The organism is Rhizobium sp. WYJ-E13, from assembly GCF_018987265.1.
Taxonomy (GTDB): domain Bacteria; phylum Pseudomonadota; class Alphaproteobacteria; order Rhizobiales; family Rhizobiaceae; genus Rhizobium.
In genome coordinates this window covers 1,087,845-1,113,611 of sequence record NZ_CP076854.1, presented here as the reverse complement: position 1 = coordinate 1,113,611, position 25,767 = coordinate 1,087,845, and the positions used below count along the sequence as shown (strand labels likewise).

Annotated in this window: 27 protein-coding genes; 13 read left to right on the top strand and 14 right to left on the bottom strand. The window is 60.3% G+C overall.

The window, feature by feature from the left end; genetic code table 11:
- Positions 1 to 7: 7 nt before the first annotated feature.
- The 5 genes from KQ933_RS26625 to KQ933_RS26605 form a co-directional block, all read right to left on the bottom strand.
- Positions 8 to 1,012 carry an ABC transporter ATP-binding protein gene (locus tag KQ933_RS26625; protein ID WP_216759002.1) on the bottom strand — a complete coding sequence of 335 codons (1,005 nt, stop codon included), beginning with the start codon at positions 1,010 to 1,012 and terminating at the stop codon, positions 8 to 10.
- The gene (locus KQ933_RS26620) at positions 1,009 to 2,016 is read right to left on the bottom strand and encodes an ABC transporter ATP-binding protein (RefSeq protein ID WP_216759001.1); all 1,008 of its coding nucleotides are present in this window, start codon (positions 2,014 to 2,016) and stop codon (positions 1,009 to 1,011) included. The genes KQ933_RS26625 and KQ933_RS26620 overlap by 4 nt, the downstream gene beginning before the upstream one ends.
- The gene (locus KQ933_RS26615; RefSeq protein ID WP_216759000.1) at positions 2,013 to 2,861 is read right to left on the bottom strand and encodes an ABC transporter permease; all 849 of its coding nucleotides are present in this window, start codon (positions 2,859 to 2,861) and stop codon (positions 2,013 to 2,015) included. Before KQ933_RS26615 ends, KQ933_RS26620 begins: the two co-directional genes overlap by 4 nt.
- A complete protein-coding gene (locus KQ933_RS26610) occupies positions 2,858 to 3,796 on the bottom strand; it encodes an ABC transporter permease (protein ID WP_216758999.1) in 939 nt (312 codons plus the stop codon). The genes KQ933_RS26615 and KQ933_RS26610 overlap by 4 nt, the downstream gene beginning before the upstream one ends.
- A 183-nt stretch (positions 3,797 to 3,979) precedes the next feature.
- Positions 3,980 to 5,557, bottom strand: coding sequence for an ABC transporter substrate-binding protein (locus KQ933_RS26605; RefSeq protein ID WP_216758998.1), 1,578 nt, complete (start codon positions 5,555 to 5,557; stop codon positions 3,980 to 3,982).
- Between the two features lie 174 nt (positions 5,558 to 5,731).
- On the opposite strand from KQ933_RS26605, the gene KQ933_RS26600 reads away from it, so the two are divergent.
- From KQ933_RS26600 to KQ933_RS26570, 7 genes are read left to right on the top strand one after another with little or no spacing between them, the layout of a single operon-like run.
- On the top strand, positions 5,732 to 6,742 hold the full coding sequence (locus KQ933_RS26600) for a GntR family transcriptional regulator (RefSeq protein WP_216758997.1): 1,011 nt from the start codon (positions 5,732 to 5,734) through the stop codon (positions 6,740 to 6,742).
- A gap of 14 nt (positions 6,743 to 6,756) precedes the next feature.
- A complete protein-coding gene (locus tag KQ933_RS26595; RefSeq protein WP_216758996.1) occupies positions 6,757 to 7,458 on the top strand; it encodes a creatininase family protein in 702 nt (233 codons plus the stop codon).
- Entirely contained in the window at positions 7,455 to 8,471 is a 1,017-nt protein-coding gene (locus tag KQ933_RS26590; protein ID WP_216758995.1) for a ketopantoate reductase family protein, read from the top strand. Before KQ933_RS26595 ends, KQ933_RS26590 begins: the two co-directional genes overlap by 4 nt.
- The gene (locus KQ933_RS26585; RefSeq protein WP_216758994.1) at positions 8,468 to 9,214 is read left to right on the top strand and encodes an SDR family NAD(P)-dependent oxidoreductase; all 747 of its coding nucleotides are present in this window, start codon (positions 8,468 to 8,470) and stop codon (positions 9,212 to 9,214) included. Before KQ933_RS26590 ends, KQ933_RS26585 begins: the two co-directional genes overlap by 4 nt.
- Positions 9,211 to 10,584, top strand: coding sequence for a dipeptidase (locus KQ933_RS26580; protein ID WP_216758993.1), 1,374 nt, complete (start codon positions 9,211 to 9,213; stop codon positions 10,582 to 10,584). The genes KQ933_RS26585 and KQ933_RS26580 overlap by 4 nt, the downstream gene beginning before the upstream one ends.
- A gap of 53 nt (positions 10,585 to 10,637) precedes the next feature.
- On the top strand, positions 10,638 to 11,555 hold the full coding sequence (locus KQ933_RS26575; RefSeq protein ID WP_216758992.1) for a succinylglutamate desuccinylase/aspartoacylase family protein: 918 nt from the start codon (positions 10,638 to 10,640) through the stop codon (positions 11,553 to 11,555).
- The gene (locus tag KQ933_RS26570) at positions 11,552 to 12,328 is read left to right on the top strand and encodes a transporter substrate-binding domain-containing protein (RefSeq protein ID WP_216758991.1); all 777 of its coding nucleotides are present in this window, start codon (positions 11,552 to 11,554) and stop codon (positions 12,326 to 12,328) included. The genes KQ933_RS26575 and KQ933_RS26570 overlap by 4 nt, the downstream gene beginning before the upstream one ends.
- 42 nt (positions 12,329 to 12,370) lie before the next feature.
- Here KQ933_RS26570 and KQ933_RS26565 read toward each other — a convergent pair whose 3' ends face one another.
- Entirely contained in the window at positions 12,371 to 13,663 is a 1,293-nt protein-coding gene (locus KQ933_RS26565; protein WP_216758990.1) for a DUF763 domain-containing protein, read from the bottom strand.
- A gap of 263 nt (positions 13,664 to 13,926) precedes the next feature.
- On the opposite strand from KQ933_RS26565, the gene KQ933_RS33590 reads away from it, so the two are divergent.
- The 3 genes from KQ933_RS33590 to KQ933_RS26555 all read left to right on the top strand — a co-directional run bounded on the left by KQ933_RS33590 (position 13,927) and on the right by KQ933_RS26555 (position 15,216).
- Complete coding sequence (locus KQ933_RS33590) at positions 13,927 to 14,424, top strand: BA14K family protein (RefSeq protein WP_253958346.1); 498 nt, start codon at positions 13,927 to 13,929, stop codon at positions 14,422 to 14,424.
- On the top strand, positions 14,399 to 14,500 hold the full coding sequence (locus KQ933_RS26560) for a BA14K family protein (RefSeq protein ID WP_253958431.1): 102 nt from the start codon (positions 14,399 to 14,401) through the stop codon (positions 14,498 to 14,500). Before KQ933_RS33590 ends, KQ933_RS26560 begins: the two co-directional genes overlap by 26 nt.
- Before the next feature lie 185 nt (positions 14,501 to 14,685).
- Positions 14,686 to 15,216: a hypothetical protein gene (locus KQ933_RS26555; protein WP_216758989.1), complete on the top strand. Its 531-nt coding sequence runs from the start codon at positions 14,686 to 14,688 to the stop codon at positions 15,214 to 15,216.
- Here the strand turns inward: KQ933_RS26555 and KQ933_RS26550 are convergent.
- The 3 genes from KQ933_RS26550 to KQ933_RS26540 are packed head-to-tail and all read right to left on the bottom strand — an operon-like array spanning position 15,213 to position 17,455.
- The gene (locus KQ933_RS26550) at positions 15,213 to 15,836 is read right to left on the bottom strand and encodes a response regulator transcription factor (protein ID WP_216758988.1); all 624 of its coding nucleotides are present in this window, start codon (positions 15,834 to 15,836) and stop codon (positions 15,213 to 15,215) included. The genes KQ933_RS26555 and KQ933_RS26550 overlap by 4 nt on opposite strands.
- A gap of 1 nt (position 15,837) precedes the next feature.
- Positions 15,838 to 17,226 carry a sensor histidine kinase gene (locus KQ933_RS26545; RefSeq protein ID WP_216758987.1) on the bottom strand — a complete coding sequence of 463 codons (1,389 nt, stop codon included), beginning with the start codon at positions 17,224 to 17,226 and terminating at the stop codon, positions 15,838 to 15,840.
- Between the two features lie 58 nt (positions 17,227 to 17,284).
- A complete protein-coding gene (locus tag KQ933_RS26540) occupies positions 17,285 to 17,455 on the bottom strand; it encodes a hypothetical protein (RefSeq protein ID WP_216758986.1) in 171 nt (56 codons plus the stop codon).
- A gap of 192 nt (positions 17,456 to 17,647) precedes the next feature.
- Here KQ933_RS26540 and KQ933_RS26535 point away from each other — a divergent pair, with 192 nt between their 5' ends.
- Positions 17,648 to 18,046 carry a DUF1236 domain-containing protein gene (locus KQ933_RS26535; protein WP_216758985.1) on the top strand — a complete coding sequence of 133 codons (399 nt, stop codon included), beginning with the start codon at positions 17,648 to 17,650 and terminating at the stop codon, positions 18,044 to 18,046.
- Positions 18,047 to 18,161: 115 nt separating this feature from the next.
- Positions 18,162 to 19,025, top strand: coding sequence for a DUF1236 domain-containing protein (locus tag KQ933_RS26530; protein WP_216758984.1), 864 nt, complete (start codon positions 18,162 to 18,164; stop codon positions 19,023 to 19,025).
- A 291-nt stretch (positions 19,026 to 19,316) separates the two neighbouring features.
- On the opposite strand, the gene KQ933_RS26525 is transcribed toward KQ933_RS26530, so the two are convergent.
- The 5 genes from KQ933_RS26525 to KQ933_RS26505 form a co-directional block, all read right to left on the bottom strand.
- Positions 19,317 to 20,294, bottom strand: a complete 978-nt coding sequence (locus KQ933_RS26525; protein WP_216758983.1) for a glycosyltransferase — start codon at positions 20,292 to 20,294, stop codon at positions 19,317 to 19,319.
- 126 nt (positions 20,295 to 20,420) lie between these two features.
- Positions 20,421 to 21,164 carry a hypothetical protein gene (locus KQ933_RS26520; protein ID WP_253958345.1) on the bottom strand — a complete coding sequence of 248 codons (744 nt, stop codon included), beginning with the start codon at positions 21,162 to 21,164 and terminating at the stop codon, positions 20,421 to 20,423.
- The gene (locus tag KQ933_RS26515; protein WP_216758982.1) at positions 21,157 to 22,650 is read right to left on the bottom strand and encodes a glycosyltransferase family 2 protein; all 1,494 of its coding nucleotides are present in this window, start codon (positions 22,648 to 22,650) and stop codon (positions 21,157 to 21,159) included. The genes KQ933_RS26520 and KQ933_RS26515 overlap by 8 nt, the downstream gene beginning before the upstream one ends.
- Positions 22,647 to 23,276, bottom strand: coding sequence for an HAD family phosphatase (locus tag KQ933_RS26510; protein WP_113296316.1), 630 nt, complete (start codon positions 23,274 to 23,276; stop codon positions 22,647 to 22,649). Before KQ933_RS26510 ends, KQ933_RS26515 begins: the two co-directional genes overlap by 4 nt.
- Positions 23,273 to 23,944, bottom strand: coding sequence for a hypothetical protein (locus KQ933_RS26505; RefSeq protein WP_253958344.1), 672 nt, complete (start codon positions 23,942 to 23,944; stop codon positions 23,273 to 23,275). Before KQ933_RS26505 ends, KQ933_RS26510 begins: the two co-directional genes overlap by 4 nt.
- Before the next feature lie 243 nt (positions 23,945 to 24,187).
- Between KQ933_RS26505 and KQ933_RS26500 the strand changes: the two genes are divergently transcribed.
- A complete protein-coding gene (locus tag KQ933_RS26500; protein ID WP_216758980.1) occupies positions 24,188 to 25,696 on the top strand; it encodes an oligosaccharide flippase family protein in 1,509 nt (502 codons plus the stop codon).
- Positions 25,697 to 25,767: the final 71 nt, after the last annotated feature.

Sequence of the window (25,767 nt, the reverse complement as noted above, 5' to 3'; positions counted from 1 at the left end):
GATCCTCTTAGCGCACAGGTGCCCCGAAATCCTCAAGGTGGCAGGCCGCGAGCTGGCCATGGCCACGCGGCGTCAGAAGCGGCCGCTCTATCCTGCAACGATCGAAGGCATGCGGGCAGCGGCTGGCAAAGGCGCATCCCGGCGGAACTTCGAGCGGGCTCGGCAATTCGCCGCGCGCTGCGATCGTTCGGCTGCGGCGAGACGGATCGAGCTCCGGTGCCGCGTCGAGCAGCGCCTTGGAATAGGGGTGACGCGGGGCGGTGAAGAGGCCTTCCGACGTGTTCACCTCAACCACCTGGCCGAGATACATGACCGCGACTCGATGCGAGATATGGCGAACCAGCCGCAGGTCGTGGGCGACGAAAATGACGGTCAGATGCAATTGTTCCTGCAGTTGCAGGAGTAGATTGACGACCTGGGCCTGCACCGAAACATCGAGCGCCGAGACCAGTTCGTCAGCGACGATGACATTGGGCTCGACGGCGAGCGCTCTCGCAATGCCGATGCGTTGGCGCTGGCCACCGGAGAATTCATGCGGATAGCGGCCTGCCGCATCCTGCGGCAGGCGAACGAGCTCCAAGAGTTCCGCAATCCGATGGGGGATTTCGACCTTGGCCCGCATTTTGTGAACGGAGAGCGCCTCGCCGAGAATCTGCGAAACGGTCATGCGCGGGTTGAGCGAGCCGTAGGGATCCTGGAAGATCATCTGCACCCGCCTGTTGAAGGCGCGCCGCTCGCCGCCGCGAAACCGGCCGATATCCTTGCCTTCGAAGCGGATTGCCCCGCCATCCGGCTCGTGCAGGCGCACCAGACACCGCGCGAGGGTGGACTTGCCGCAGCCGGATTCGCCGACGATGCCAAGCGTTTCGCCGCGATGAATTTCGAGCGTCACGTCGCGAAGCGCATGCACGGCGAGCTGCGGTATTCCCTGCAGTCGTCGCGTCAGGGAGTGCGGGCCGGCAAAGCGTTTCGAGATGCCGTCGATCGAAAGAATGGGAATATTCGCGTTCAAATGATCGCCTCCGCCTTGGCTACGAGCTCATGGTGGAAACAAGCAACCATCCGCGCCTCGGAGGTGATGGACACTAGTGGCGGCCGCTCTCCCAGACAGTGTTCGGTTGCAAATTTGCAGCGCGGGTGGAAGGCGCATCCCACCGGCAGATTGGTGAGGCTCGGCGGTGTGCCCTCGATCGATTGCAGCACAGTGCGGGATGCGCCTGAGCGCGGCACCGAACCGAGCAAGCCCCGCGTATAAGGATGGCGCGGCTTGCTGAAGACATCAGTCACCTTTCCGGTCTCGACGATGCGGCCGGCATACATGACCGCCATGCGATCACAGGTGGCGGCGACCACGCCGAGATCGTGGGTCACGAGCACGACGCTCATCGACAGCCGGTCGCGCAGGTCGAGCAGCAATTTCAGGATCTGATCCTGGATCGTGACGTCGAGTGCGGTCGTCGGCTCGTCGGCAAGCAGGAGTTTCGGCGAACAGGCGAGCGCGATGGCGATCATCGCGCGCTGGCGCATGCCGCCGGAAAACTGGTGCGGATATTCCTGCAGTCGTCTCTCGGCGGCCGGAATGCCGACGATGTTCATCAGTTCCAAGGCGCGCGCCTTGCGCTCCCTGGCATTCAGCGTCGTATGGGCGGCGAGGTTCTCCTCGATCTGCACGCCGACCGGCAGGACAGGGTTCAGCGCCGTCATCGGTTCCTGGAAGATCATCGCGATCTCGCGGCCGCGAACCCTGCGGAGTTCTTCCGCCGTCATGACGACGAGATCGCGACCGCGCCATTCGACACGGCCGCTGACATGTCCTGGTTCGCGGACCAACCGCATGATGGAGCGCAGCGTCACACTCTTGCCGGAGCCGGATTCGCCGACAAGGCCGACGACTTCGCCCGGCGCAACGTCGAAATCGACATCGGCAGCTGCAATTGCCTGCCCGTGGGGCGTATCGAAGGTTGTCGTCAGGCCGCGCACGATCAGCCCGCCATTTTCGCTTGGCATGCCCGTCATCGTCTGACCCTCAACAATTCGGCAACACCGTCACCTGCCAGGCTGAAGCCGAGGCCGGTGATGACGATTGCGACACCCGGAAAGACCGAGATCCACCAGGCGGTATTCATGAAATTCTTGCCGTCGGCGATCTGCACGCCCCATTCGGCGGCCGGCGGCTGGGCGCCGAGACCGAGATAACCGAGGCTGGAACCGAGCAGAATGGCGAGCGCCATATCGGTCATCCAGTAGACGATCGCCGGCGTGATCGCATTCGGCAGCAGGTGACGGAAGATGATGCGCAGCGGCGCATAACCCATCACCTTGCCGGCATCGGCATAATCGAGCCGCTTTTGCACCTTGATTTCGGCAGCAACCAGCCGCGCATAGAAGACCCAGCCGACGACGCTGACGGCGACATACATGTTGCCGAGGCCGGGGCCGAGCACGGAGACGATGGCGATGACCAGCACCAGGAAGGGGAAGGTGATCGTGGCATCGACGATACGGCCGAAGATCGCCTCCCAGAAACCGCCGACATAGCCGACGAAGGCGCCGACTAGCGTACCGAAGATGAAGGGGCCGATCGTCGCGAAGATCGCGATCTGCATGTCGATCGTATAGGCATGGATGACGCGCGAGAGCACATCGCGACCGAAACTGTCGGTGCCGAAGGGATGCGCCCAACTCGGTGGCTTCAGCAGTGCATTGTAGTCGAAGGCTGTCGGATCATAGGGGGCAAAGAGCGACGGCCAGATCGCGACGATGAGGCTGAGGCCGAGAATAATGCCGCCCGAACTCAGCGAACGAGGCAGCGTGCGCCAACGGGACGCGTGACGCGCGGCCCTGGTGGCGAGACCGGTCATCGGGCAATCCTCGGATCAAGCCAGGCCTGCACGATATCGGTGACCAGAAAGGTCAGCGAGACGAGGACAGCAAGCACGATGGTCAGCCCCTGGAGAACCGGATAGTCGCGGCCATAAATGCTATCGATCAACAGGCGGCCGGCGCCGGGGACGGCAAAGACGGTTTCGGTGATGACGGCGCCACCGAAGAGCGTGCCCGTCTGCAGGCCGAACAATGTGACGGTCGAAATCAGCGCGTTGCGCAGAATGTGGCGCATGAGGATGACGCGCGAGCGCAGGCCCTTGGCGATGGCGAAATCCACATATTCGGCATTCATAACGCCAATGATGGAGGAGCGGAGATTGCGCATCAGCACGGCGGCAAAGCTCAGTGCCAGGGTCAGCGCCGGCAGAAAAAGATGGTAGATGCGGTCACCAAACGTATCGCCATAACCGCCGACGGGGAAGATCTTCAGCTGCGCCGCAAAAACGGTCAGTAGCACGATGCCGACATAGAAGACCGGCATCGACAGCCCGACCTGGAACGTACCGCGAATGATGCTGTCAGGAAGCTGTTCCCGCTTCAGCGCAGCGACGAAGGCGAGCGGCACGGCAAGAACCAAAGCAATAAGCGCTGACATGACCGTCAACATCAGCGTGACCGGCAGGCGCTGCAGGATCAGCGACATGACAGGCACTTTGAGGCCGATGGAATTGCCGAGGTCGCCGGTCAGGATACGCTCGACATAATAGAGGAATTGCACGGGGACAGGCCGATCGAGGCCAAGCTGGTGATTGATGCGCTCGACATCGGCATCGATGGCGCGGTCGCCAAGCATGGCGCTGGCGGGATCGCCGGGCAGCAGGCGCACGAGAACGAAGGTGACGATGAGGATGAAAATCACCGTCGGGATCATCTGCAGCACGCGGCGGATTATGAAATTGAAAAGGGGCAACAGCCGCTCCCGATCTTCCTCCAGCGCGCCGTGCGTCCATTTGGACGCACTAAGGACGCACTAACTCTTTTGAATCTACGCATCAGGCTTTCCGAAAATCGGTCCCGAATTTCGGGCCGATGCTGTAGTCGAAAAAGGCCGCGGGCCTTGGTAAGAGGCCCGCGCAGCAGGCTGGGTCACGTATTACTTGTCTTTCCAGGTCTTGGCGAAAATGTTGTTGCCAAGCGGGATCTGCAGGAAGCCGTGGACCTTCTTGCTGAGAGCAACCGGGTAGGGCGTCTCATAGAGCGGCACGGTCGGGCCTTCGGTGTTATAGATTTCCTGCATCTTCGCATATTGCTCAGCGCGCTTCTTTGGATCCATTTCCTTCTGGGAGTCTTCGAAGAGCTTGTCTGCCTCGTCGTTCTTCCAGCCGCTGTGCAGCGCATCGATCGTCTTGGAATAGACGAAATAGGAGGTGATCTCGTTTGGATCGGCGATATCGTCGGTCCAGGCGGCGTTGCGCATCACGAAGGTGCCGTCGCGATATTGCTGGGTGCGGGTCGGGTTATCGACCTGCTGCAGCTCGAGCTTGATGCCGATCTGCGCCCACATCTGCTGCAGGGCGGTCGAGATGCCGACCTCGTCCTGATTGCCGGCGAGCACGAGGATGCTGGTCGAGAAGCCGTTCTCGAATCCGGCTTCCTTCATCAGGCTCTTCGCCTTTTCCAGGTCGTAGGGATAGAGCGGCTTGTCGCCGACATGCAGCGGCGTTGCCGACGACATGTAGGACGTCTGCGGTGTGCCGACGCCGTGGGTGACGATCTGGATGATCGCATCCTTGTTGACGGCATAGTTCATCGCCTGGCGGACCTTGGCGTTGGACAGAGGATTGTCCTTGCCGCCAAGCTGCGGACGGACATTCAGCGTAATGTATTCGACGCGTGTCGATGGGTAGAGTTCCATATTGAGACTACCGGACGACTTCAGTTCGTCGACACGGGCATAGGGAATGAACTCGGCGCCATCGATCTCACCGGATGTGAGCTTCAGGATGCGGGTCGCATCGTCGGGGATCAGCTCGAAGTCTAGACCGTCCAGATAGGGCAGTGGTTTGCCGTCCTCGCCCTTGCCCCAGTAATATTCGTTGCGCACCAGCTTCATGCTGGAGCCGCGGTCCCAGGACTTCAGCACGAAGGGGCCGGAACCAACAGGATGTTCCGCAAAAGCCTTGGCCTTTTCCTCGTCGGTCGCGCCCGGCGATGCTTCAAAGGCTTTTTCCGGCAGGATGCCGGTATTGAAGACGGTCAAGGCCGCAAGAATGGCCGGATCCGGATGCTTGAGCTTGATCGTAACGGTCTTGTCGCCTTCCGTCGTCACGTCGTCGATGGATTCGATCATGAAGCCCCAGATGCCGTTGTCTTTCTTGGAGGCGCGCTTCAGCGACCAGGCGACGTCGCCGGGGGTGATCGGAGAACCATCGGAGAATTTGATGCCGTCGCGCAGGGTCAGCGTTACGCTTTTGCCGTCGTCGGCCACCTTGTAGTCGCTGGCGAGGCCAGGCTGTACGCCCTTGCCATCATCGGTCGGCAGGAGCAGAGTGTCGTAGAGATTGGACAGGATCCAGATATCGACGTTGGCGTCGTTCAGCACGGGATCCAGGAAAAGGCTGTCGGCATAGCGACCGTAGACCAGTGTGCCGCCCCGCTCCAGGGCGAATGCTGAAACACTGGTGCCGAGTAAAACTGCAGCGGCCACGGCCGCACGAGCGATCGTCCTCATATCATTCCCCTTTTTATGCATATTAAGTGTTATTATTGACTATAACGATTTCACGCAGAAAAAAGCCTGTCAACTGATTTTTGTCCAAGCCTACTGAGACGCTTGACTTGTCAATGCGCCATTTTCGCGATAACCGTTATATCCATCTATAACAGATAGCGCTGAACGGGTTTCATGGATTTCTTCGTCGACCGGGAGTTGCCGGTGCCTCTGCGCACGCAGCTTCAGGGCCTTATCGAATATGGCATCGCCTGCGGCGAGTTGGCGCCTGGGGAAGCCCTTCCATCGGTGCGGGAACTGGCCGAGAAGGTGGGCGTCGCCCCGATGACGGTCAGCCAGGTCTATTCCGACTTGAAGGCGGCTGGCCTGATCGACACGCGTCCGGGCTCCGGCACGTTCGTCAGCGACAGCCATCAGGCGCGGCTCGCAGGGCGGGCAGATGTGAGCGAGTTGCATCGGCAGATCGACCACCTGATCGATGAGAGCCGCCGCTTGGGTATTCGTTCGTCAGACCTTGTCTCCCTCGTTAATGCTCGGGCCTTTTATCGTGACAGTATCGGTCCACGGCTGCGCATCGTTATGATCGGCATCTTTCAGGATGCGACTGCCAGCTATGCCAAGTTCATCGCGGCCCGCCTCGGTCGCGATGTGACGGTCGAACCGATGACGGTCTCCTCGATCGAGCGCAACCCTGCCGCCATGGCGCGCGCCAATTCCGCCGATCTTGCCATCACCTTCGCCAATCGCCACCGCGAGGTCGCGACCCTTGTGCCGAATACCAAGGTGGTGACAATCAGCTTCACGCCATCGGAGGAGACGCGCAGGGCACTTGCCTCGCTCGACTCGCTGGCCTCGATCGCCGTCGTCTCGCGCTTTCCGGATTTCCTGCCGATCATGAAGAGCGGCGTGCAGCGCTTTGCGCCGCATGTCAGCGAAATTACCGCAACCACGCTCGAGGCGCCGGGGCTGGAGACACTCCTCGCCAATGTCTCCGTGGTGATCTACGCATCGGGCGCGGAAAGCGTGACCGATCTTCTTCCCGAGGGCATGCAGGCAATCGAATACCGCCATGCGCCAGATACAGCCGACATCGAAAGAGTGATCGTACCGATCATTCGTGCTGCCGGCGTTGTTTCGCAGGCAGACGACACATCCAAACGAGACGCTATCGACGCAAAGGTCTAGGAAAGGCAGACGAGATGAGAGTATCTGGCTCAAACTGGCAGCAGATCGAAACCTATCTGAAAACCGATGACCGGGCGATCCTGCCCCTCGGCAGCACCGAGCAGCATGCCGGCCTGTCGCTTTCGGTCGACTCCATCCTGTCGGAGAAGGTCGCCGCCGACGCCGCCGCGCCGCTCGGCATTCCGGTCTTTCCGGTCGTTGCCTATGGCATCACGCCCTATTTCCTCTCCTACCCCGGCACGATCAGCATCCGCCAGGAGACCTATATCAGCTTGATTCGCGATATCCTCGACGGCTTGAGGCGGCAGGGCTTCCGCCGCATCCTCATCGTCAACGGCCATGGCGGCAACCAGCCAGCCGGCAGCATGGCGATCGAATGGATGGCGGATAACCCAGACACGGCGGTGAAGTTCCACAATTGGTGGAATGCGCCGAAAACCCACGCCAAGGTCCAGGAGATCGACACCATTGCCTCGCACGCTTCCTGGATGGAGAACTTCCCCTGGACACGTCTTGAGGGTGTCAAACAGCCGACCCAGCAGAAGCCGATGATCGATCTTGCCCGCATGCGGGTCATGTCGCCGGATGCCGTCAAAGCCTATCTCGGAGACGGCAATTTCGGCGGCTACTACGAGCGACCCGATGAGGAAATGCAGGCAATCTGGGATGTGGCGGTCGACGAAACCCGTGCGCTGCTCGAGGGAGGCTGGGCATGAGCGAACCGATCCTGATCTGGGGTGCCGGTGCGATCGGCGGTACGCTGGGTGCTGCCTTCATCCGGGCCGGCAACGAGGTGATCTTCGTCGACAGCGTTAGGGAACATGTCGATGCCATCAACGAGAAGGGCCTGCAGATCGTCGGTCCGATCTTCGAGGATGTCCTCAGGGCCAGGGCCTATCTGCCGGAAGACCTCGAAGGCACCTATGCGCGCACCTTCCTCTGCGTGAAGGCGCATCATACGGAAGCCGCAACACATATGCTTGTCGAGCATCTCGCCTCGGACGGATATGTCGTCTCGGCGCAGAACGGTCTCAATGAGCGCGTCATCTCCCGCATTGTCGGTGAGAACCGCGTGATTGGCTGCTTCGTGAATTTTGGAGCCGACTATCTCGAACCTGGCGTCGTGCAATATAGCGGCCGGGGCGCCGTCGTTATCGGCGAACTGGACGGGCGGTTTACAGATCGCGCCGAGGGAATCTACGACCTGATGAAGCAGTTCGAGCCGAAAGCTCTGATCACCAACAACATCTGGGGCTTCCTGTGGGGCAAGCTCATCTATGGCGCGCTGCTCTTCGGAACTGCACTTACCAATGACAGCATTGCCGACGTTCTCGACAATCCGACCGCGCGGCCGGTTTTGCGCAAGCTGGCATTGGAAGTGGCGACTGTCGCCGCCATCAACAATATCAAGCCGGAGGCTTTCGACGGCTTCGATCCGGCAGCCTTTGGACCGCTGGCGACGCCGGAGCAGACGAACAAGTCCTTCGACGACATGTCCGTCCACAATCGCAAATCGGTCAAGTCGCATTCCGGCATCTGGCGCGATCTCGCGGTTCGCAAACGCAAGACAGAGGTCGACGCGCAGGTGCTGCCGGTCGTGGAGATCGGCAGGGAATCGCGCGTTCCGACCCCACTTGCCGCTCGCCTCATCACCATGATCCACGAGATCGAAGACGATAAGCGCCCGCTCGCCATGGCCAATATCGAAGAGCTTGCGAGGGTCGCATGAACATCTCCTTTGACGGAAAGGTCGTCGTCGTCACTGGCGCTGCCCACGGCTTTGGTCGGGCGATATCAGAGGCTTTTGCAAGCCGCGGCGCGCGGGTTCATGCCTGCGATGTCAATGTGGCTGGGCTCGAGGAAACGGTGAAGCTCTGTGGAGCAAAGACCACGGCCCACGTACTCGATGTCGGCAACCGCACCGATGTGCTGGCGCTGGTGCCGACCTTCGGCGAGGTCGATATCCTCGTCAACAATGCCGGCGGCGTGCGCGGTCAGGTTGGGCGGCCGATCGAGGAGATTTCAGAAAGCGACTGGCAGACGATCTTCGATGTTAATCTGTCCGGCGCCTTCTTCATGGCACAGGCGGTTGCCCCCGTCATGAAGAAACGCAAGACCGGGCGCATCGTCAATATCTCGAGCGGCGCCGGCCTCGGCATCTCGCTGACCGGCATCCAGGCCTATGCCAGCGCCAAGGCCGGCCAGATCGGGCTGACGCGCCAGCTCGCCCATGAGCTCGGCCCCTGGGGCATCACGGTCAACAATGTCGCTCCCGGTTTCGTTCGCTCCAACCCGACCACCGAGCGCCAGTGGGATGCGATGGGAGAGGAAGGACAGGCGCGGCTTCTGCAGAACATCGCATTGAAACGTCTCGGCCGGCCTGACGATATCGCCGCCATGGTCATGTTCTTCGCTTCCGATTATGCCGGCTGGATCTCCGGCCAGGTCATCAGCGTGGACGGCGGTAAATGAGCGTCGAGACCTATCTGGAGGAGAATTATCCGGCGGCGCTTGATGATCTCAAGGCTTTTTGCCGGATACCGAGCGTCAGCACCGACCCGGCCTTTGCCGAGGGCATCCGCCAGGCCGCGGCCTTCGTGGCGGATCGTCTGCGCAGGGCTGGTTTTGCCGCCGTTGAAACGCTTGATACCGGCGGGCACCGTGCCATCTATGGCGAAATTCTCTCCGATCCCACACTGCCGACCTATCTCGTTTATGGCCATTACGACGTCCAGCCGCCCGATCCGCTTGAGAAGTGGGAGACGCCGCCTTTCGAGCCAGATGAGCGCGATGGCAGGCTCTATGCCCGCGGCGTGTCCGACGACAAGGGGCCGCTGCTGATCCCGATCCTTGTCGCCGAAGCCTTCATGCGCGTCGAAGGCCGTTTGCCCGTCAATCTGAAGGTACTGATCGAGGGCGAGGAGGAATCCGGCAGCCCCCATTTTGCGCCGACGCTGGAGAAATACCGCGACAAGCTCCGCTGCGACCTCGTGCTTTCGGCCGATGGTGCCATGTGGCGTCCGGACAAGCCGTCGATCACGGTGGCGAGCCGTGGCCTCGTGGCCCTCGATGTCACCATAACCGGTGCCGCCAAGGACCTGCATTCCGGTCGCCACGGCGGCAGTGCGCCCAACCCGATCGCAGCACTTGCGGGCCTGCTCGCTTCCATGCACGGCCCGGATGGTCGCGTCAGCGTCGGGGGTTTTCTGGATGGCGCGACACCTCCCGATCCGAAGATCATCACGGCAATCGAGGCATCGCAATTCGACAGCGCTGCCTATTACCGGGAGATCGGTGTGTCCGGCGGCGATCCGATCGATAGCGGTCGCGAATTGCTGATCCGGCAATGGCTGGAGCCGACACTGGAGTTCAACGGCATTTGGGGCGGATACCAGGCCAAGGGGACCAAGACGGTCATTCCGAATACGGCGAGCGCCAAGATCACCTGTCGCCTCATTGCCGGACAAAAACCGGATACCGTGATTGCGGCGATTGTCCGCCATTTGCAGCAGCGTTTGCCAAAGGGCTTTCAGCTTGAGGTTCATCGTCACGGGCCGGGCAGCGAGGCGGATTTCGTTGATCCTGATCTGCCGGCCTTGAAAATTTCCGAAGAGGTCCTCGGCGACTTGCTCGGCGAAAAGCCGCTGCGGGTCGCCATGGGCGCCACGGTCCCGATCGGTAGTGCCTTTCGCCAGCATCTCGGCTGCGCCTCGATCTTCTTCTCCTTTTCCACCGCTGACGAGGATTATCACGCGCCCAACGAATTCTTGCGGCTCGGGAATTTCAAGCTCGGCATGCGGGCCTGGACAATGTTGCTGAGGCGACTTGCCGCCTCCGCCTGAGGAGAATCACAACGACGCCGGCGCAAACGGCGCTTTTCATGGAGGAATGCTCGATGACCGCCTTGCCCGCCCTGCGCACCGGAAAGCCCCGCTCGGAATTCGGCCATGTCCGCGTGACGAAAGAGCTCGAAATTCCCTTCGCTGTTATCGAAGGAGCCGAGGAGGGACCGTGCCTGCTCGTCACCGCCGGCGTGCATGGTTCGGAATTCTGCTCGATCGAGGCGGCTGTCCGGCTGATGAAAACGCGGCCGGAAGAGATCAAGGGCACACTTGTCGTTCTGCCTATCCTGAACGTTGAAGCCTTCCAGCGGCGCAACATCTATATCGTGCCGCAGGACGGCAAAAACCTGAACCGCATGTTTCCTGGCAAGCCTGATGGAACGACCAGCGAACAGCTGGCGCATTGGCTGGTGACGGAAGTGTTTTCGAAGGCCGATGCCTATATCGATTGCCATGGCGGCGACCTGGACGAGAGCCTTGCACCATTCACCATTTTCCCCGCCGCTTGCGAGAAGTCGAAAGCGCTTGCGGCTGCCTTCGGCATCAAGGTTGCTGTTGCAGCCGGCGGCTCCGGCTATACGGTCGATGCATCCCACAAGCTCGGCATTCCAAGCATCCTGCCCGAGGTCAGCGGTAACGGCCTGTGGGGCGAGGCGACCGTGGCACAGATGACAGACGGCATTCGACGTGTCATGCAGCATATTGGCATGCTGCCGGGTAAAGCGCCGGTAACATCGCTTGATGTCGTCACCATGTGGGTTCCCACTGCGCCGGTAACCGGGCTCTGGTATCCAAAAAAGGATCTCGGTGAGCCTGTGGCAGTTGGCGAATTGCTGGGCGAGATCAAGAGTGTTTTCGGCGAGGCGCTGGCGAGCATCCACTCCGAGAAGACGGGCTTCATCCTTTATCGGCTGACGAGCCTGTCAGTAAACGAGAAGGAAGCCTTGCTTGGTGTCGGCACGCCGGCATGAGTTTCGTTCAAGAGAATCTGAATACGCCTCTGACGGAGATCGCAGCAGCAGACATCATCCAGGAGCTTGCCCCAACGGGTCGGTTGCGTCTCGGCATCGTCGTTGCACCCGCTGCGTCGGCCTTTTTTGCCGTGATGGAGAATGGCAGTCATCGCGGCGTGACCGTCGATATCGGTTGGGCGCTTGCTGCGACGCTCGGCCTTGACGCGGAGATTGTTGCTTTCCCGAATTCCGGCGCCTGCACCGAGGCGCTCGAAGCCGGTGCAATCGATGTCAGCTTCATGCCGGTCGACGACGAGAGGCGCAAACGTGTTGCCTTCGGTCCGGCCTATTACATCATCGAGAGCACCTATCTCGTCACCGCTGCATCCGGCATCGCGAGCCTGGCCGAGGTCGACCGCGCCGATGTGCGCGTCGTCGGCATTGCCAACACCACGACGATCCGAAGTGCTGCCCGTTCGCTGACGGTAATCAGACCGGAACCGGTGGAAACGGTCGCTGAAGGCGTCAATCGTTTGCTGGAGTGCCGAGCGGATGCTCTGGCCCTTTCACGCGACGCCTTCCGCTCGCTGCTGCCGCAACTGCCGGGCGCGCGGGTCCTCGATGGTGGCTTTCAACAGACAGGCATCGCCATCGCGACAGGCAAGGACAAGCCGGCTGGACTGGCCTTGCTGACCGAATTCATGGAACGGGCGAAGGCATCCGGTCTCGTGCGCAGCGCGCTGGATGCTGCCGGTTTTGCCGATGAGCCGATGGCGCCGCCTCATGCCTGAGCGGATGGCCGTTGGCCGCGTTGAGATTGCGAGCCTACGCGCTCAGCGCTTGTTCGTACGGGGCCGTATTCCTGCGTCCGCTCTTGCGTTCTCCGGCGGCAGTTCCCAGCCGAAGACGCTACGTCCGCCGAAGGTGGAGGATTGCTGGAATTCGCCGGCGACAATTTCTTTGAGATCAGGACCGGTGGCGTAACGCTCCATGCTGCGTGACTGCTCGTCGAGCCGGCGTAGTGCCTGTAATTCCTCTTCGCGACCGAGTTTCCCCCTCATCACGGCTGATTTCATGACGTTGATCGTCTCGTCATAGACCTTGAGCGGTACGGGGAAGGGATACCTGTCCTTGCCGCCGTGGGCGATGGAAAAACGGGCGGGATCGGAAAATCGGCAGGGCGCGCCATGCACGACTTCGGCGACGAGGGCCAGCGCCTTGACCGTACGGGCGCCAACGCCTGGTACGAGAAGCAGGTCCTCGAAATCGACCGGTCCGCGATCGGCAGCTGCGGCAAGGTTGCCGTGCAGACGCCTCATGTTGACGTCGCTTTCGCGCACGTCGTGATGGGCGGGCATGATGAGATGGGGCAGCATCGGCTGTTCGACTGGCTCCGGCGCGGGCGCAGGATCGGCGGCCAGGGCAAGGGCTGCCGCCTCACGGACAATGCGGTCTGGCCCAAGCGCTACGAGAAGATCGAGTTGGTCATGTCGGGATTTTTCCGCCCGCCGGTCGGCGAGATTGACGATCTCGCCCTGCGATCGGCCTTCGATCGCCGCGTGCGGGGAATTGACGAAGCTCTCCAGTCCTTCCGAGAGCCAGTGATATCGCCGTGCCTGGCGCTTGTCGCCGTTCATGCCCTGCTGGACGATCACCCAATGCCCGTCATCGGCAACGATGAAGCCGTGCAGATAGAGATCGAAACCGTCCTGCACCGCCGCGCTGTCCACCTTGGCGACCAGGCGACTTGTCTTTGCAAGGCCGGCACCGTCAAGGCCGGTGCGATCGCCGATCGCCATCAGTTCGTCCGGCGTCTTGCGCGATTGCGCACCGCGCCCGCCGCAGACATGCAGGCCGAGTTCTTTCGATAGTGGCTTTAGTCCGCGCTTCAGTGCGCCGAGCACGCTGGTCGTGATGCCAGAAGAATGCCAGTCCATGCCCATGACGGCGCCGAAGGACTGGAACCAGAAGGGATGGGCGAGCCGTTGCAGAAACTCGTCACGCCCGTAATGGTGAACGATCGCCTCGGTAATCAGCACGCCGAGCGTGGTCATGCGGTTGCCCAGCCATGGTGGCACGCGCCCTCCGTGAAGGGGGAGGTCGGCGCTGCCCGCTCTTTGCGACATGCTTCCTCTTTCTGCTGGCGATCTGTTACGACGGATCCGATCACCCGATAAAACAGCTATCCGTCAAAATCGGGGCGATGGCAATAAATTCCTATCCGTTGCGGGTGCCTTCCGGAAATTGCGGCCGAGGGGATCGCGTCGCACGGGCAGGAACGTCCCACCGTCGCAAAACAAGCGCAAAAAAGCGCATTTTTTTGAGCCCGTCACGGAACCCGAGCCGGCATTGCCGATTTCTATGTGGGGCAGGAATGTGAGATCGCGTGATGAAGTCGCTTGTTGCATCATCCATTGGTCTGGCGGTGCTTGGTGCCATTCTGATTGGCGGCTTTGCTTCCTATGCCTTGCGTGATTCGGAACCACATCACTTCGCCAATCTCGACGCGCCGCTCTGGACGACGACACCGATGCGCGTCGACCCCAGGGCTCAAAATTACGAGCGCCTTCCGCCGCAGCAGGGCGTTGTCGACAATAACCAATCCTTGAAACCTGCCAATTTGGTTGGCGTATTGGCCATTGCGCCACCTGACGCAACCGTGACAGGGGCGATTGAGCCGCCGAAGCAGGAATGGACGGCCGATAGCCGCCATCTCAGCCTATGCCGGCAGCGCTACCGGTCCTACAACGTCACTGACAATACGTACCAGCCTTTTGACGGTGGCCCCCGAAAACCTTGCGTGACGGCTGAAAGGAAGCTTTCCAGGGCAGCCGGAAGCCGATACGAGGTCCGACCCACATATTTCATGGGACGCCGCCCGCTATGATTCCTATCGCGCTTCGGACAATACCTATCGGCCGTTCAGCGGGCCGAGACGCCAGCGCATTTATCCCGTTGTTTGACGGACATGGATGATAAGGCCGCTTTCTTCTGCAGCGACCGTCGCTCATCTTGATCAGAGAGCCGGGACCAAAGTCCTATCCGCCTTGGTACCTATGTCTGACCGTCTTGCAATTTCGGAGCAAGCGGTCAATCTCATTCCTGTTTTCAAGTTGACACTCAAGGAAAAACGACAAGGCTAGGGACTATGGTGATCTCCAAGCGCAATTTCCTGAAAGGCTGCGGCGCGAGTGTTCTTGCCGTTGTGCCGCTGAAGGTCGATGTGGCGGGTTCATTTCCTTCGTTGGCCAGTCCGACCGCATTCGCAAAGAACGAAAATGGCAACGGCGGAGGGAATGGAAACGGCAACGGCGGGAATGGTGGGGGAAATGGAAACGGCAGTGGCGGAGGGAATGGCAACGGCGGCAATAGCGGGGGGAATGGAAATGGTAATGGCGGCAGCGGTGGGGGTAATGGTAACGGAAATTCGGGCGGCAACGGCAGCGGGAACAGCCGATCTAGCTCGAATGGAGCCGGTCGTGCGGATCGTGTGCCCTCAACACCAGGCGTACGCGCGACCGAAGATACGGATGGCTCGATCGATGTCCGGCATACGAATGGAATAACCGAAACTCTTCGTGCAGGACGCTACATCATGAAGGACTCGAAAGGCCGCACGATCATCAATAGGCGGGCGACATCGGCTGACAGCACGCGGCTCGCGCGCCTGCTGCGTTAGCGTTTTTCGCGCCACCGCAAGGCAGCTTCCGTCCTGTTCGTGACGCCGAGCTTTGTCAGGATCTGGGTCATATGATGCTTGACCGTTTTCTCCTGTAGATCGAGACGCAGGCCGATGTGTTTGTTTGAGAGACCTTGGGCAACAAGGTCCATCACCTCGCGCTCCCGAGGGGTGAGCGTGTCTCTGTCGGATGCCTGCCCGCTCAATGAATATTCCATGACCTTCGCCGACATCGCCGGGGAGACGTAGCGGGCTCCCTTGAAGACGGTGCGGATCGCTTCCGCCAGACCGCGGGAACCAACACCTTTGAGAATGTAACCTTTCGCTCCGCGTTGGAGCGCTTCGACGAGCGTATCGACTTCCTCGGAGGCCGTCAGCATGAGGATTTTGGTATCCGGGCTTATGGAAAGGATCTCCTCGATCACCGAAAGCCCGTCTCCGGGCATCGACACATCGAGGAGCAGCACGTCCGGATGGGCATCGGCAGCGATCATTGCGGCGTCGGATGTATTGGCGCCTTCTCCGACAACGGCAAAGTCACTGACCTCGGAGAGACTGCGGGTCACCCCCTCGCGAAACAGGGGATGATCGTCTACGACGGCGACCTTGATGGATGTCATCCTATTCCTCCACTTCCATAGGCGCGAAAGTCATGATGACAGTCGTTCCGCCTTCGCCGGTCTTTATGTTGAATTCCCCGCCAAGGCTATCGATCCGTTCCTTGAGCCCCGCAAGGCCGAGGCTCGCCGGCCTCACCTGCGTTGGATCAAAACCCTCGCCGCGATCGCTGACTTCGACGCGGACGGCGCCGCCTTTCGATGTTGCCCTGACGGCCTGCTCGACACCGCCGCCATGTCGATAGGCATTGTTGAGCGCCTCTTGAATGAAACGGTAAATACAAATCTTGAGAGCGGGAGCAAGTTCCGGATCGTCCTCATCGATTGTGGTATCGACGGTCGTGTTGGTCTTCTGCTGATGGGCCTCGACAACGCGTTTTACGATTTCCGTAATCGAAGCCTTTTCGATTTGCGGCAGCACCAGTCCCTTGCAGATATCCCGGATTTCCTTCATCGCCTCGGCAAGGCTCGAGCGGATCCAGGCAAGTTCCTCCTCGCGTACCTCCGGCGCGGTGCCGGCATCGACCAGCAGGTCACTGTCGAGACGCAACGAAGCATAAGCGATGTGCTGGGCAGGCCCGTCATGCAGATCGGCGCCTATGCTGCGCAAATATGTTTCGTTCAAGGCCGCAGCGCGCTGCGAGGACAGTTGAAGCCGGCGTTGCAGGCCGCGATTTTCGGCGAGGAGTGCGGAAAGTTGATCCACTCGGGCCTTTAGCGCTTCGCGCTGAACCTCGATCGTATGGCTGCCGCGAAAGACGACAATGGAAAGAGCGAGGAAGAAGATCGTAGTCAAGCCGGCCACGGCCAGCCAGCTCCGGAGCCGCGCCCGTGCGAGGCTGTCTTCTAGCCCTTCGGCCGTCTCGTAGAATTCAAGGACGGCGACAGCCTCCCCCGACCAAGGCTGCAAAACAGGATTGTAAATTTCCATGAGCGCTTTGCCGAGATTGCGCTCCTCGGCGCTTTCGGGGTCGCTTGGGACTTCGTAACGTGCGACCAGCGAGCCCGCAAACGCCTGAGCGAGCTTGGCATTGACCGGAAACGTCTTCCCCACGAGTTCCTTTTGATTGGAGTAGAGGATCGTGCCGTCACTGCGCCACAGCTTGAACGATACGAGACGGCGGCCAAGCGCGCCCTGTCCGAGCGTTTCGTCGAGTGCTCGGGCGCTTGCCTCATCAAGCAGCGATTCCTTCTGCATGTCCGGAAGTAAGGGCGCGACGACGCTATCGACGTAGAGCGCTGTCGCCGCGCCCGAATTGTGAATGACGGCGTCCTCGATGAGATGGGTGACGATGAGCCCGATGACGAACATTGCGCCAAGGGCAACAAGCCCTCCCATGATGAGGAATTGGGAGGCGAGGGAGCGGGCATTCCAGCGTATGGGCCAGTTCATTTCCAACCTGAATTGCGATGGTCCATTCAAACTACCGCATTGGCCGGACTTTTCCAGTTCACCTGACCTCGATGAGGTCGGTGCCCTGGACTGTGGTGGTCAACTGGCTCGGCTCGCCCGACATAGCCATGCCGAAGACATAGAGCATGGCGGCAAGGAAGATGACGAGCGCTAACAAGGATGCGTTCCAGGCACTGGAAATTTCTGGAATCTCATTCCTGTCGTCCATGATTGAACTCCTCTTTCGATGCCAAACGGGTGGGGAGACGGTGCGTTCCGGATCTCGGACTTCAGTCCGAGTGTCATCGGACAAAGGTCCGAAGCGGTTCCGACTGAAGTCCGAGATCAGGAACAGTGAGGAATGCAGGTCGTTCGTCTGGCAGCGGTCAAGCAGGCCGCATTGACACCAAAGGAGGAAAAAATGCTCTCGAAGCTTTTCATAGGCACGGCAATGGCCGCGTCTCTTATGTCGGGCGCGGCACTTGCCCAATCTTCGACCGTCAATGGAGCCGCTGGTGGCGCCGTTACCGGCGCGATCGTTGGCGGCCCGGTCGGCGCCGCAGTTGGTGGTGTAACCGGTGCTATTATCGGCACGGCCATCGATCCGCCGCCGCAGAAAGTTGTGACCTATGTTCGCGAGGCTCCGGCTCCGGAGGCCCGCGTGGTTGTCAAGGAAAAGATCGTTGTCGGTCAGCCCCTTCCGCAAACCGTTGTCGTAACACCCGTTCCCGATAATCCGAAATATGCCTATGCGGTCGTCAACGATGAACGTGTCATCGTCGAGCCGTCTTCCCGTAAGGTGATCCAGGTTCTCAACTGACCAGGCACCGGGCGCGGCAAATGCCGCGTCCCGTTCAATCCAGGCACAGGCGTTAAAGTCGCCGCCCAAATGGCGGCGATGGTCTTGTGCGACTTGCAACCACAGAGAGATTGTCATGAAAACCAAGACGATTGCCGTCCTGATGACGGCATTGTCGATTGGCGTTTCGCCCGTCGGCATCATTTCCGCTTCGGCTCAGGATGCACCGATCCTGCCCAAGAAGGGTGCGGCGCAGAATGGCGCCCCATCCGGTGGCGAAACACAGCAACAGCCAGATTCGGATGCGACAACCGGCGGCAGTTCTTCCGGTTCGGATACGGGTGGTGGTGCAACGACCGGTCAGCAGCCTTCCAGCGGTGCTGGATCGTCAACCGGAGGAACCCCGGGTCAATCGACCGCTGAGCCGCAGGTTAAGCCACAATCGGGTACGTCTGAGGGCGCTTCGCAGACTGGCAATGCGAAGAATTCGAGCGGCGCGGATGCCTCAGGCGGACAAAGCTCGAACGGCGCGAAGGCCCCAAAAACGGGCCAGTCTCCGACGGATACGCGAAACTCAAGTGGCAATCAGCCTTCCGGTTCTTCGAACACAAATGCTTCGCAAAAGTCAGGCAGCGGCGCAACACCGACCGATGGTTCGGCAGATACCAAGCCGAACGACAAAACGACGGTCAACAGCAAAGCCAATAGCACCACCAAGGCCGAAACAAACAATACCGCCAATGTGAACATCTCGGTCGAGCAGCAGACGGAGATCCACCAGGTGGTCAAGGAAGTCCATGTCGAGCCGGTCCGCGAGACCGACTTTACCGTGTCGGTGGGGACAACCATTCCGAAGAAGATCAGGCTTGAGCCGCTTCCGCCGCGGATCGTGGAGATTGTGCCGCAATATGAGGCCTACCGCTTCTTCGTTCTCGCGGATGGCCGGATCGTCATCGTCGATCCGAATAGCTACACGATCGTCTACATCATCTCGGCCTGACCGTTGGCCATCCCGGCGGCGACATCGTCGTCGGGTTGAGGGAGGTTACCAATGATCTACCCCTGGAAAGATCCAGCGGCTTTGCAATGCGTGTCATCGCGATCTTGTTTGCGATGGCAGGACTTATTACGGCGCTCGTGGTCTGGGACAATCGGGACGACCATCACACCGCTCGAATATGGGGTCCTCCGCAAGGCGACGTGAATGTCTCCGACAACGGCTGCCAAATGCCAGCATCAATTGGTGCGCGACCTGGCAACATCCAGGCGCGCCCATAGCACAGCATGGTTATCACCGTGACGAGGCTTGCCAGGGCGAAAGTTTTCCAAAGACATTAGCGATAGCAGATAGCGAGGCAGCGCGTATGCGCAGCAGTCTTTGCCGCCGGAGGGCATCGACACGTGTGCCCGGCGCTTTCGTCAGAGCCGCACGGGCAGCCCTGACAGGGTCCACTAGACTGGCAGCAATCTCCGGCAAGGCATCCACTTCCGCTTCGAGGCGTTCGAGATAGGCATTCAGTCCATCCGCAGCGGCCTGCCGCAAGCGGCGGGTCGGAGCGTTGCGAAGTCTGCGCGTCGCCCAGCGCAGATGTTCCTCGGCGTGCCGGTGCAGCGCCTGCGGATGCTTGTAGGCCCTGTGGTCGCCAAGCATGTCGGCGACAAACGCCACTTCTCCGAGTTCGCCGCAGCGCCACCAAAGCTCCATATCCTGCAGATACTGCCAGGCCGGGTCCCAGCGGCCGGCCTTGAAGAACACGTCCGTGCGGATGGTCGCACCCGGCATCGCGACCATATTGTTGAGCAGCAGCAGTTCCCGAAACGCCTCGCCGCTGTTGCTGTAACTCCACCCGAAGCGGTGGCCGGGGATGGGGTCTCCCTCATAGGTGATCTGCCGGAAACGGCCGTGGATCAGGGCAGGGTGGCGCATTGCCGCGCGCCCGATGGCGCGCAACGCCCCCGGCGCGAGACGGTCGTCGGCATGCAGGGTGACGAGGTAATCCGCATTCGCGCCGGCAGTATAGGCGCGGTTCCAGTTGTCCGTGCGCGGCACAGTGTCCCTGTGCAGGGCCGGCTTCAGCAGTGGAGATGAGTAGGAAGCGATCATTTCCCGACTGCCGTCCGTGGAGCCGTTGTCACAGACATGCACCTCGAAATCCGGATAATCCTGCGCCAGAGCACTGTCGAGCGCTTCGGCAAGTGTCTCAGCATTGTTGAAGCAGGGTATGATAACGGCGAGAGAGGGTAATTTGCTCGATGTCCCAGCTGTCATGATGAACTCCCATCCGGTTTGCTAGGTCCCTGATCCACCGCGAACGCATGTCGAGCGGATCTTTGGCAAGGCTCCGATGGCTCCTTTCAAAGCGGAACGGCGCCAGTATTTTCCTCATCTTTGACGCTAGCCGGCGAGGGCCGCGTCTGCGATCTTGACATCGAACACGTCACGCGCCGGCAGCGCCCGGACATCGAAACCGTGTGCGACGACGCCGTTCAGCATCGGGCACACAAAAAGCAGGCCGTTATGCGCGAGGCTCGCCCGGTTCTGCAGGCTATGCGCCAGAGCCAGATGAAAAACGGCGACGTTGCGGAAGGCATAGACGCCTGCCGATGCATTGTCGGAAATAACGATCTTCTCCCTCGCTTCCAGCATACGGCCATCATCTCCAAGCCTGATATAGCTGTATTGCGGATGGCGGGAGCCAAATGTGAGCGCCAAGCCGCCGAGATTGGGATCGGCGGCAAAGATTGCAGCAATGTCAGCATCGCTGTCGAAGATGATGTCGCAGAGATCGACGACGACGGGTGCATCCGGAAACGCGACAAGTGCGGCACCGGCCGCAGCGCTCCAGGCCGCACCGCCGCTCATTTCTGACAGCCACACGATCCGCGCGGTCGGATAGCGCGTCAGTAATGTTTCCCGCGCATAGCGCCGCGATCCGGGCTGATCCCGCAGCACGAAAACAGGAACTGCTGCTGTGGTCCACCACGAGCGCGCTTCCAGCGTGGCGCCAAGCAATGTCGTCTTTCCAACCGGTATTTCCGCCTTCACCGAGCTGTCAGGCCGTTCAAAATCATTCCCGGCCATGGGAATGATGATGTTCAGCGGTGCTGTCGCCCCCGGTCTGATGCCGACGTCACGCATAGGCAGGCTCGCGGCCCTGCAGGTACTCCGCGAGATCCTCAGGCGTGCCAAGCCCATGCATGTTCCTGACATCGATCTCGTAGACACCGATGCGTGCGCCGTTGCGGATGGCGTAATTGTAGACGGGGCAGACATAGAACTCGTTGTTGGTGCGATCATTGTGCACCATCATGTCGAGCGCACCTTTCATGAAGTCGCCGGCGCGGCGGAAGAAGTAGATGCCGACTGTCGCCAGTTCGGAGATCGGCTGCTTTTCGGCAACTCTAAGCACGAAACCCGCCGCATCGGTTTCGGCGAAGGACCATTTCGGATCGCGCTTCGGATCGCGGAAAACGAGGATCGATCCGTCGAGATCGCGCGCCATACAGTCGTCGATGAAATCGACGATACGCATATCCACGACCTGGTCGGAATTGGCGATGAGAAGCGGAGCCTCTTCGTCGAGTTGCTGGCGCGCCAGAAGAACGGTGCAGGCCGTGCCCTCGGTCAACTGGTCGACCGAGACGATGCCGACACCCTGCGAGCGCAGGTCCGCCACCGCGTCCGCCTGGCTCTCCAGATGCTCGCGCAGCAGCAGGACTGTCGGCTGTCCGCCCGGCGGCAAGGTGTTTTCCAGCACATGCTGGATCATCGGCCGGCCAAGCACGTCGATGAACGGTTTCGGACGCGTGAAGCCAACCTTGGCAAAGCGGCTGCCGCGACCGGCAGCGGGCACCACCAATTGCACCGGCGGATTGGCGTGTGCGGCCGACAGGCGACGTACGCCGTTCACCTCGAAATTCTCGATCATCTTCGGATTGTAGAAGCTGTGATAACGGTCGGCAGCGATACTCTCGGAGACAACACGGCCGCCATCGAGGATCACTTCATTCAGCGCGGAGCTCACAAAATAGCGGCCTTCGACGGTGACGCCATGCCGCAACGCGGCAGTCGCCGCTTTAAAGAAAATCTGAGCCTCGCGGAAATAGTAGAATCCGGCGATTGCCTTGTTGCTGATCACTTCCTTCTCGGAGGTGCGGTTCACGAGACCGTCGTCGCCAAGCGTCGCGTAGGACCAACGCGGGTGGATCGTCTCGAAGGTGATGACACCGGCATCTGCATCGGCTGCCTCAAATTCTGCAATCACGGATGCAAGGCGGGTGTCGATAATCTGGTCGCTGTTTGCGATGACCAGTGGCTCGGTGGGATCGATCCTGTCAACTGCCATCAGACAGGTGCAGAGCGCACCGGCTGTCGGGCCTTTCAACGTCACCACTTCAGAGCGGCCATTGGTGCTAAGGTCGAAAATCCGCTCGTAGGAATATTTGACCGCGTCCTGCTGATCGACGACGAAAAGGAAATGCGTATCGCCGCCGAGCGACTTCATGTTCTCTATGGCCCACAGGATCATCGGCTTTCCGGCCACTTCGATGAGCGGGCGCGGATAAGCATAGTCTTCCGGGCTGAAATGGGGGCTTGCGCCCGTGGTGGGGAACAGGACGATCATGCCATCACCTCCGATACACGCTTGATCTCCGATACGATCCGGCCGTGGATGACGTCGGCCGGTGTGCCGATCTGCATGACGTAAGCTCCGCTGTCGCGTGCGGCTTTCAGGCCATATTCGTTGTCCTCAAGGATCAGGCACTCATCCGGCCTCAGGCCGAAGCGCTCCATTGTCGTCACATACATTTCCGGATCCGGCTTGGCGCGGGTGACGTCCTCGTTGGAGACGATGAGGTCGATATATTCCATCAATCCGGCGCGCCGCATCATGGATTCGATCGTGACACGGATCGAATTCGAGCAGACGGCGATCTTGTAGCCGTCATGCTTGAGGCGGCTCAACGCGTACTGATGAGCAAACACCGGCTTGCAGCGGGTGTAGATCAGCTCCATCGTATAGTCCTGCTTCAACTCGTGGATCAGCTCGTTGAGCCCCTTCGGCAGGCCATTGGAACGGGAGAGGATCTCCAGCTTGCGACGGGTCGGCAGGCCATCGAACGTGGTCAGATGCGCCTGGCGATCGATCGGCATGCCGAAAAGATCGAGCGCCCGGTTCAGCGCTTCGTAGTGCCATTCCTTGGCATCGATCAGCACGCCATCCATGTCGAACAAAACAGCACGGATCATGTGACTTCCTCCTCAACCATCCAAGCAAAACTCTGCTCGGCTGCATCGGGCAGATCGGTGCAGATCATCAGCCGCTCAAGTGGAACACCGCTCTTCGCAGCCTGTCGCAATGCGCCAGACCAGGCGGCCCAGACCGCCTCATACGGGCGCTTGTGCAGCTCCGGCGAGACCATCGCGACATATTTGCCGTGTCTGAGATCATCGATCGCCCGTTCGATAGAGGCCGGCTTCTCGGTGAAGGAATCCACCCAGACACCCTGGCAGCGTTCGTAGAAGGACGGATAGAGCTCGACCTCGCTGAAGCGAGTGAAGACAGGGATATCGCTATCGAGATAAGGCCTGAGATCGGGAACGGAGGCATCGAAAACGAAGGAGCGTTTCGTCACGCCATATTGTTCCAGCATCGGCACGAGAACCGGGCAGAGACCGTCCGCCTTGATATTGATGGCCAGCCGTCCAGGGGCGCCATTTTTCGCATAGCACTCAAGAACACGCTCGAAAGGCAGCGCTCCGGTTGTGGGAGGATCGTGTGAAATAACCAGTTCGCCATTCAGATCCCGGACATCAAGTTCAACACCGTGTCCGGCTGCAAATGCCTTCTCGAATGCCCCTAAGCTATTCCGCTCATGGGGCGCCTGCCACCAGCCACGATGTGCGAGTATCATCATGATCATGCCCTTCCGGCCCTATCGGCCAGTAAACGATTTTGGGTCGCTGCAAACAGCCGGATAAAATCCATGCATCTGCCGACCAATCTTCATATGCATGATTGTAATTTCATTTTAACTATGCAGAAGTGAGTATAAGTCGTCAACATAGAATATACGCCAAAGTTGTTACTTTGGTAACACATGCAAAGCGCGTAGAAATAAGAAAATTAACCCGGTTTTAACTAAAAAGAACATGTGACCATGGGCACATCTAGTGTTGCGTCAACTGCAGTTTCCGGAGAGGGTGAAGATCACAAGGCACGCAGTGCGTCTACGTCACGGGATGCACTGTGGGTTTCGGGCGCGCGCCTTGTAAGCCAGCTCTGCGGCATCGGCACGTTGCTGGTCGCCGCTCGCGTCCTTTCACCGGCCGAGGTCGGTATTTTTGCCATGGTCTCCTCGACCGTATTGCTGCAATCAAAGATTGCGGAAGCCGGATGGAGCGAATACGTTATCGCTGCGCCGCACGATAGGGAACTGCCTGGTACGGTTCTCTATTGTGCGCTTGCAAGCGGGCTCACCTTCACCATCCTCGGCTTCCTCGGGCTTGCCATTTCCCTTATTTGGCTGCAGCCCAGCGGATCGATTTTCCTCACCCTTCTGCTGCTGATGGCCACAATCGTTCCCGGCACCTTCATCATCTGCCAAAGCGGCGTGCTGGTGAGGGAGCGGCGGCTCCGTGAACTTGCCTGCTACCAGGCGGTTTCGGAATTTTCGGGCCTTCTCGTGACCGCCGGAGGGTTGTTGCTCGGCTGGGGCATCGTCGCGCTTGCGGCAGGACGATGTTGCGTCGTGCTCGTTGCGCTTCTGATATCCACGGGCTTTGCGCGCTGGCTTCCGCGCTTCGAATTCAAGCTCACCACTGCCCGCGCGGCGCTGGCTTACTCCACGCGGCTGCTGGCATCGCGCCTGATGCAATTTGCGCAAAGTTACGGCGCGGAGTTCCTGATCGTCTTCTTCATTGGCGCGACGGAAGTCGGCCTCTACAGAATGGCAAGCCGCATCGTCGGCGCCGTCACCGAGCTGATCTCCGAACCCGTGCGGATGCTGGCATGGAGCTACTTCTCCCGCCAGCAGGGTGAAGCAGGCGGCGGTGTGGAAGGCCTCAGCCGTCTGACGGGATTGATCATGGCTGCGACGGCTTTCGCAGCGCTTCCGGTCTTCGTGGGTCTCGCCGTGATATCGAAACAGCTCGTCAGCGTGCTGCTCGGCGCGCAATGGCTCGCAGCGGCGCCGGTCCTCATCCTGTTGGCCGCCGCGCGTGGCATTGCCGTCATCCAGATGCTCAACGAGCCTGTGCTCAGCATCATCGGCCGGGTTGCCATGCTGCCGCGCCTGAACATGCTGTTTACGGCGACCAGCCTCGCCTGCCTAGCGGTCGCAGGCTGGATTGGGCCGGAGCTGCTCAACATCGCCGTCGCGCAAGTGGTGGCCGCGGCATTGACGACTGCCGTATCCCTGCATTTCCTGCAGCGCGGCACGGGATTTCGCTGGCCATCGCTGTTGCGGAGGATCTTTCCCGCCGGTCTGGGCGCCTGTATCATGGTCGGCACCGTCGGTTTGGCTCTCCATATGGCAGGCGACAGCCTGCATCTCCCGTTTGTGGATTTGTTTATGGGCGTTGCGGTGGGGGGGCTTGCCTATGCCGTCATTGTCTGGTCCAGCGGTCGCGCCTTGATGGCGGAGCTCAATCATGTGACGGGTGCATGATAGCGGCATTGAGGCGGCCGTCCGTAAAAGTCGAGCCTGCGTTGATTGCCGTCGATCAGCGCCCGAAAGCT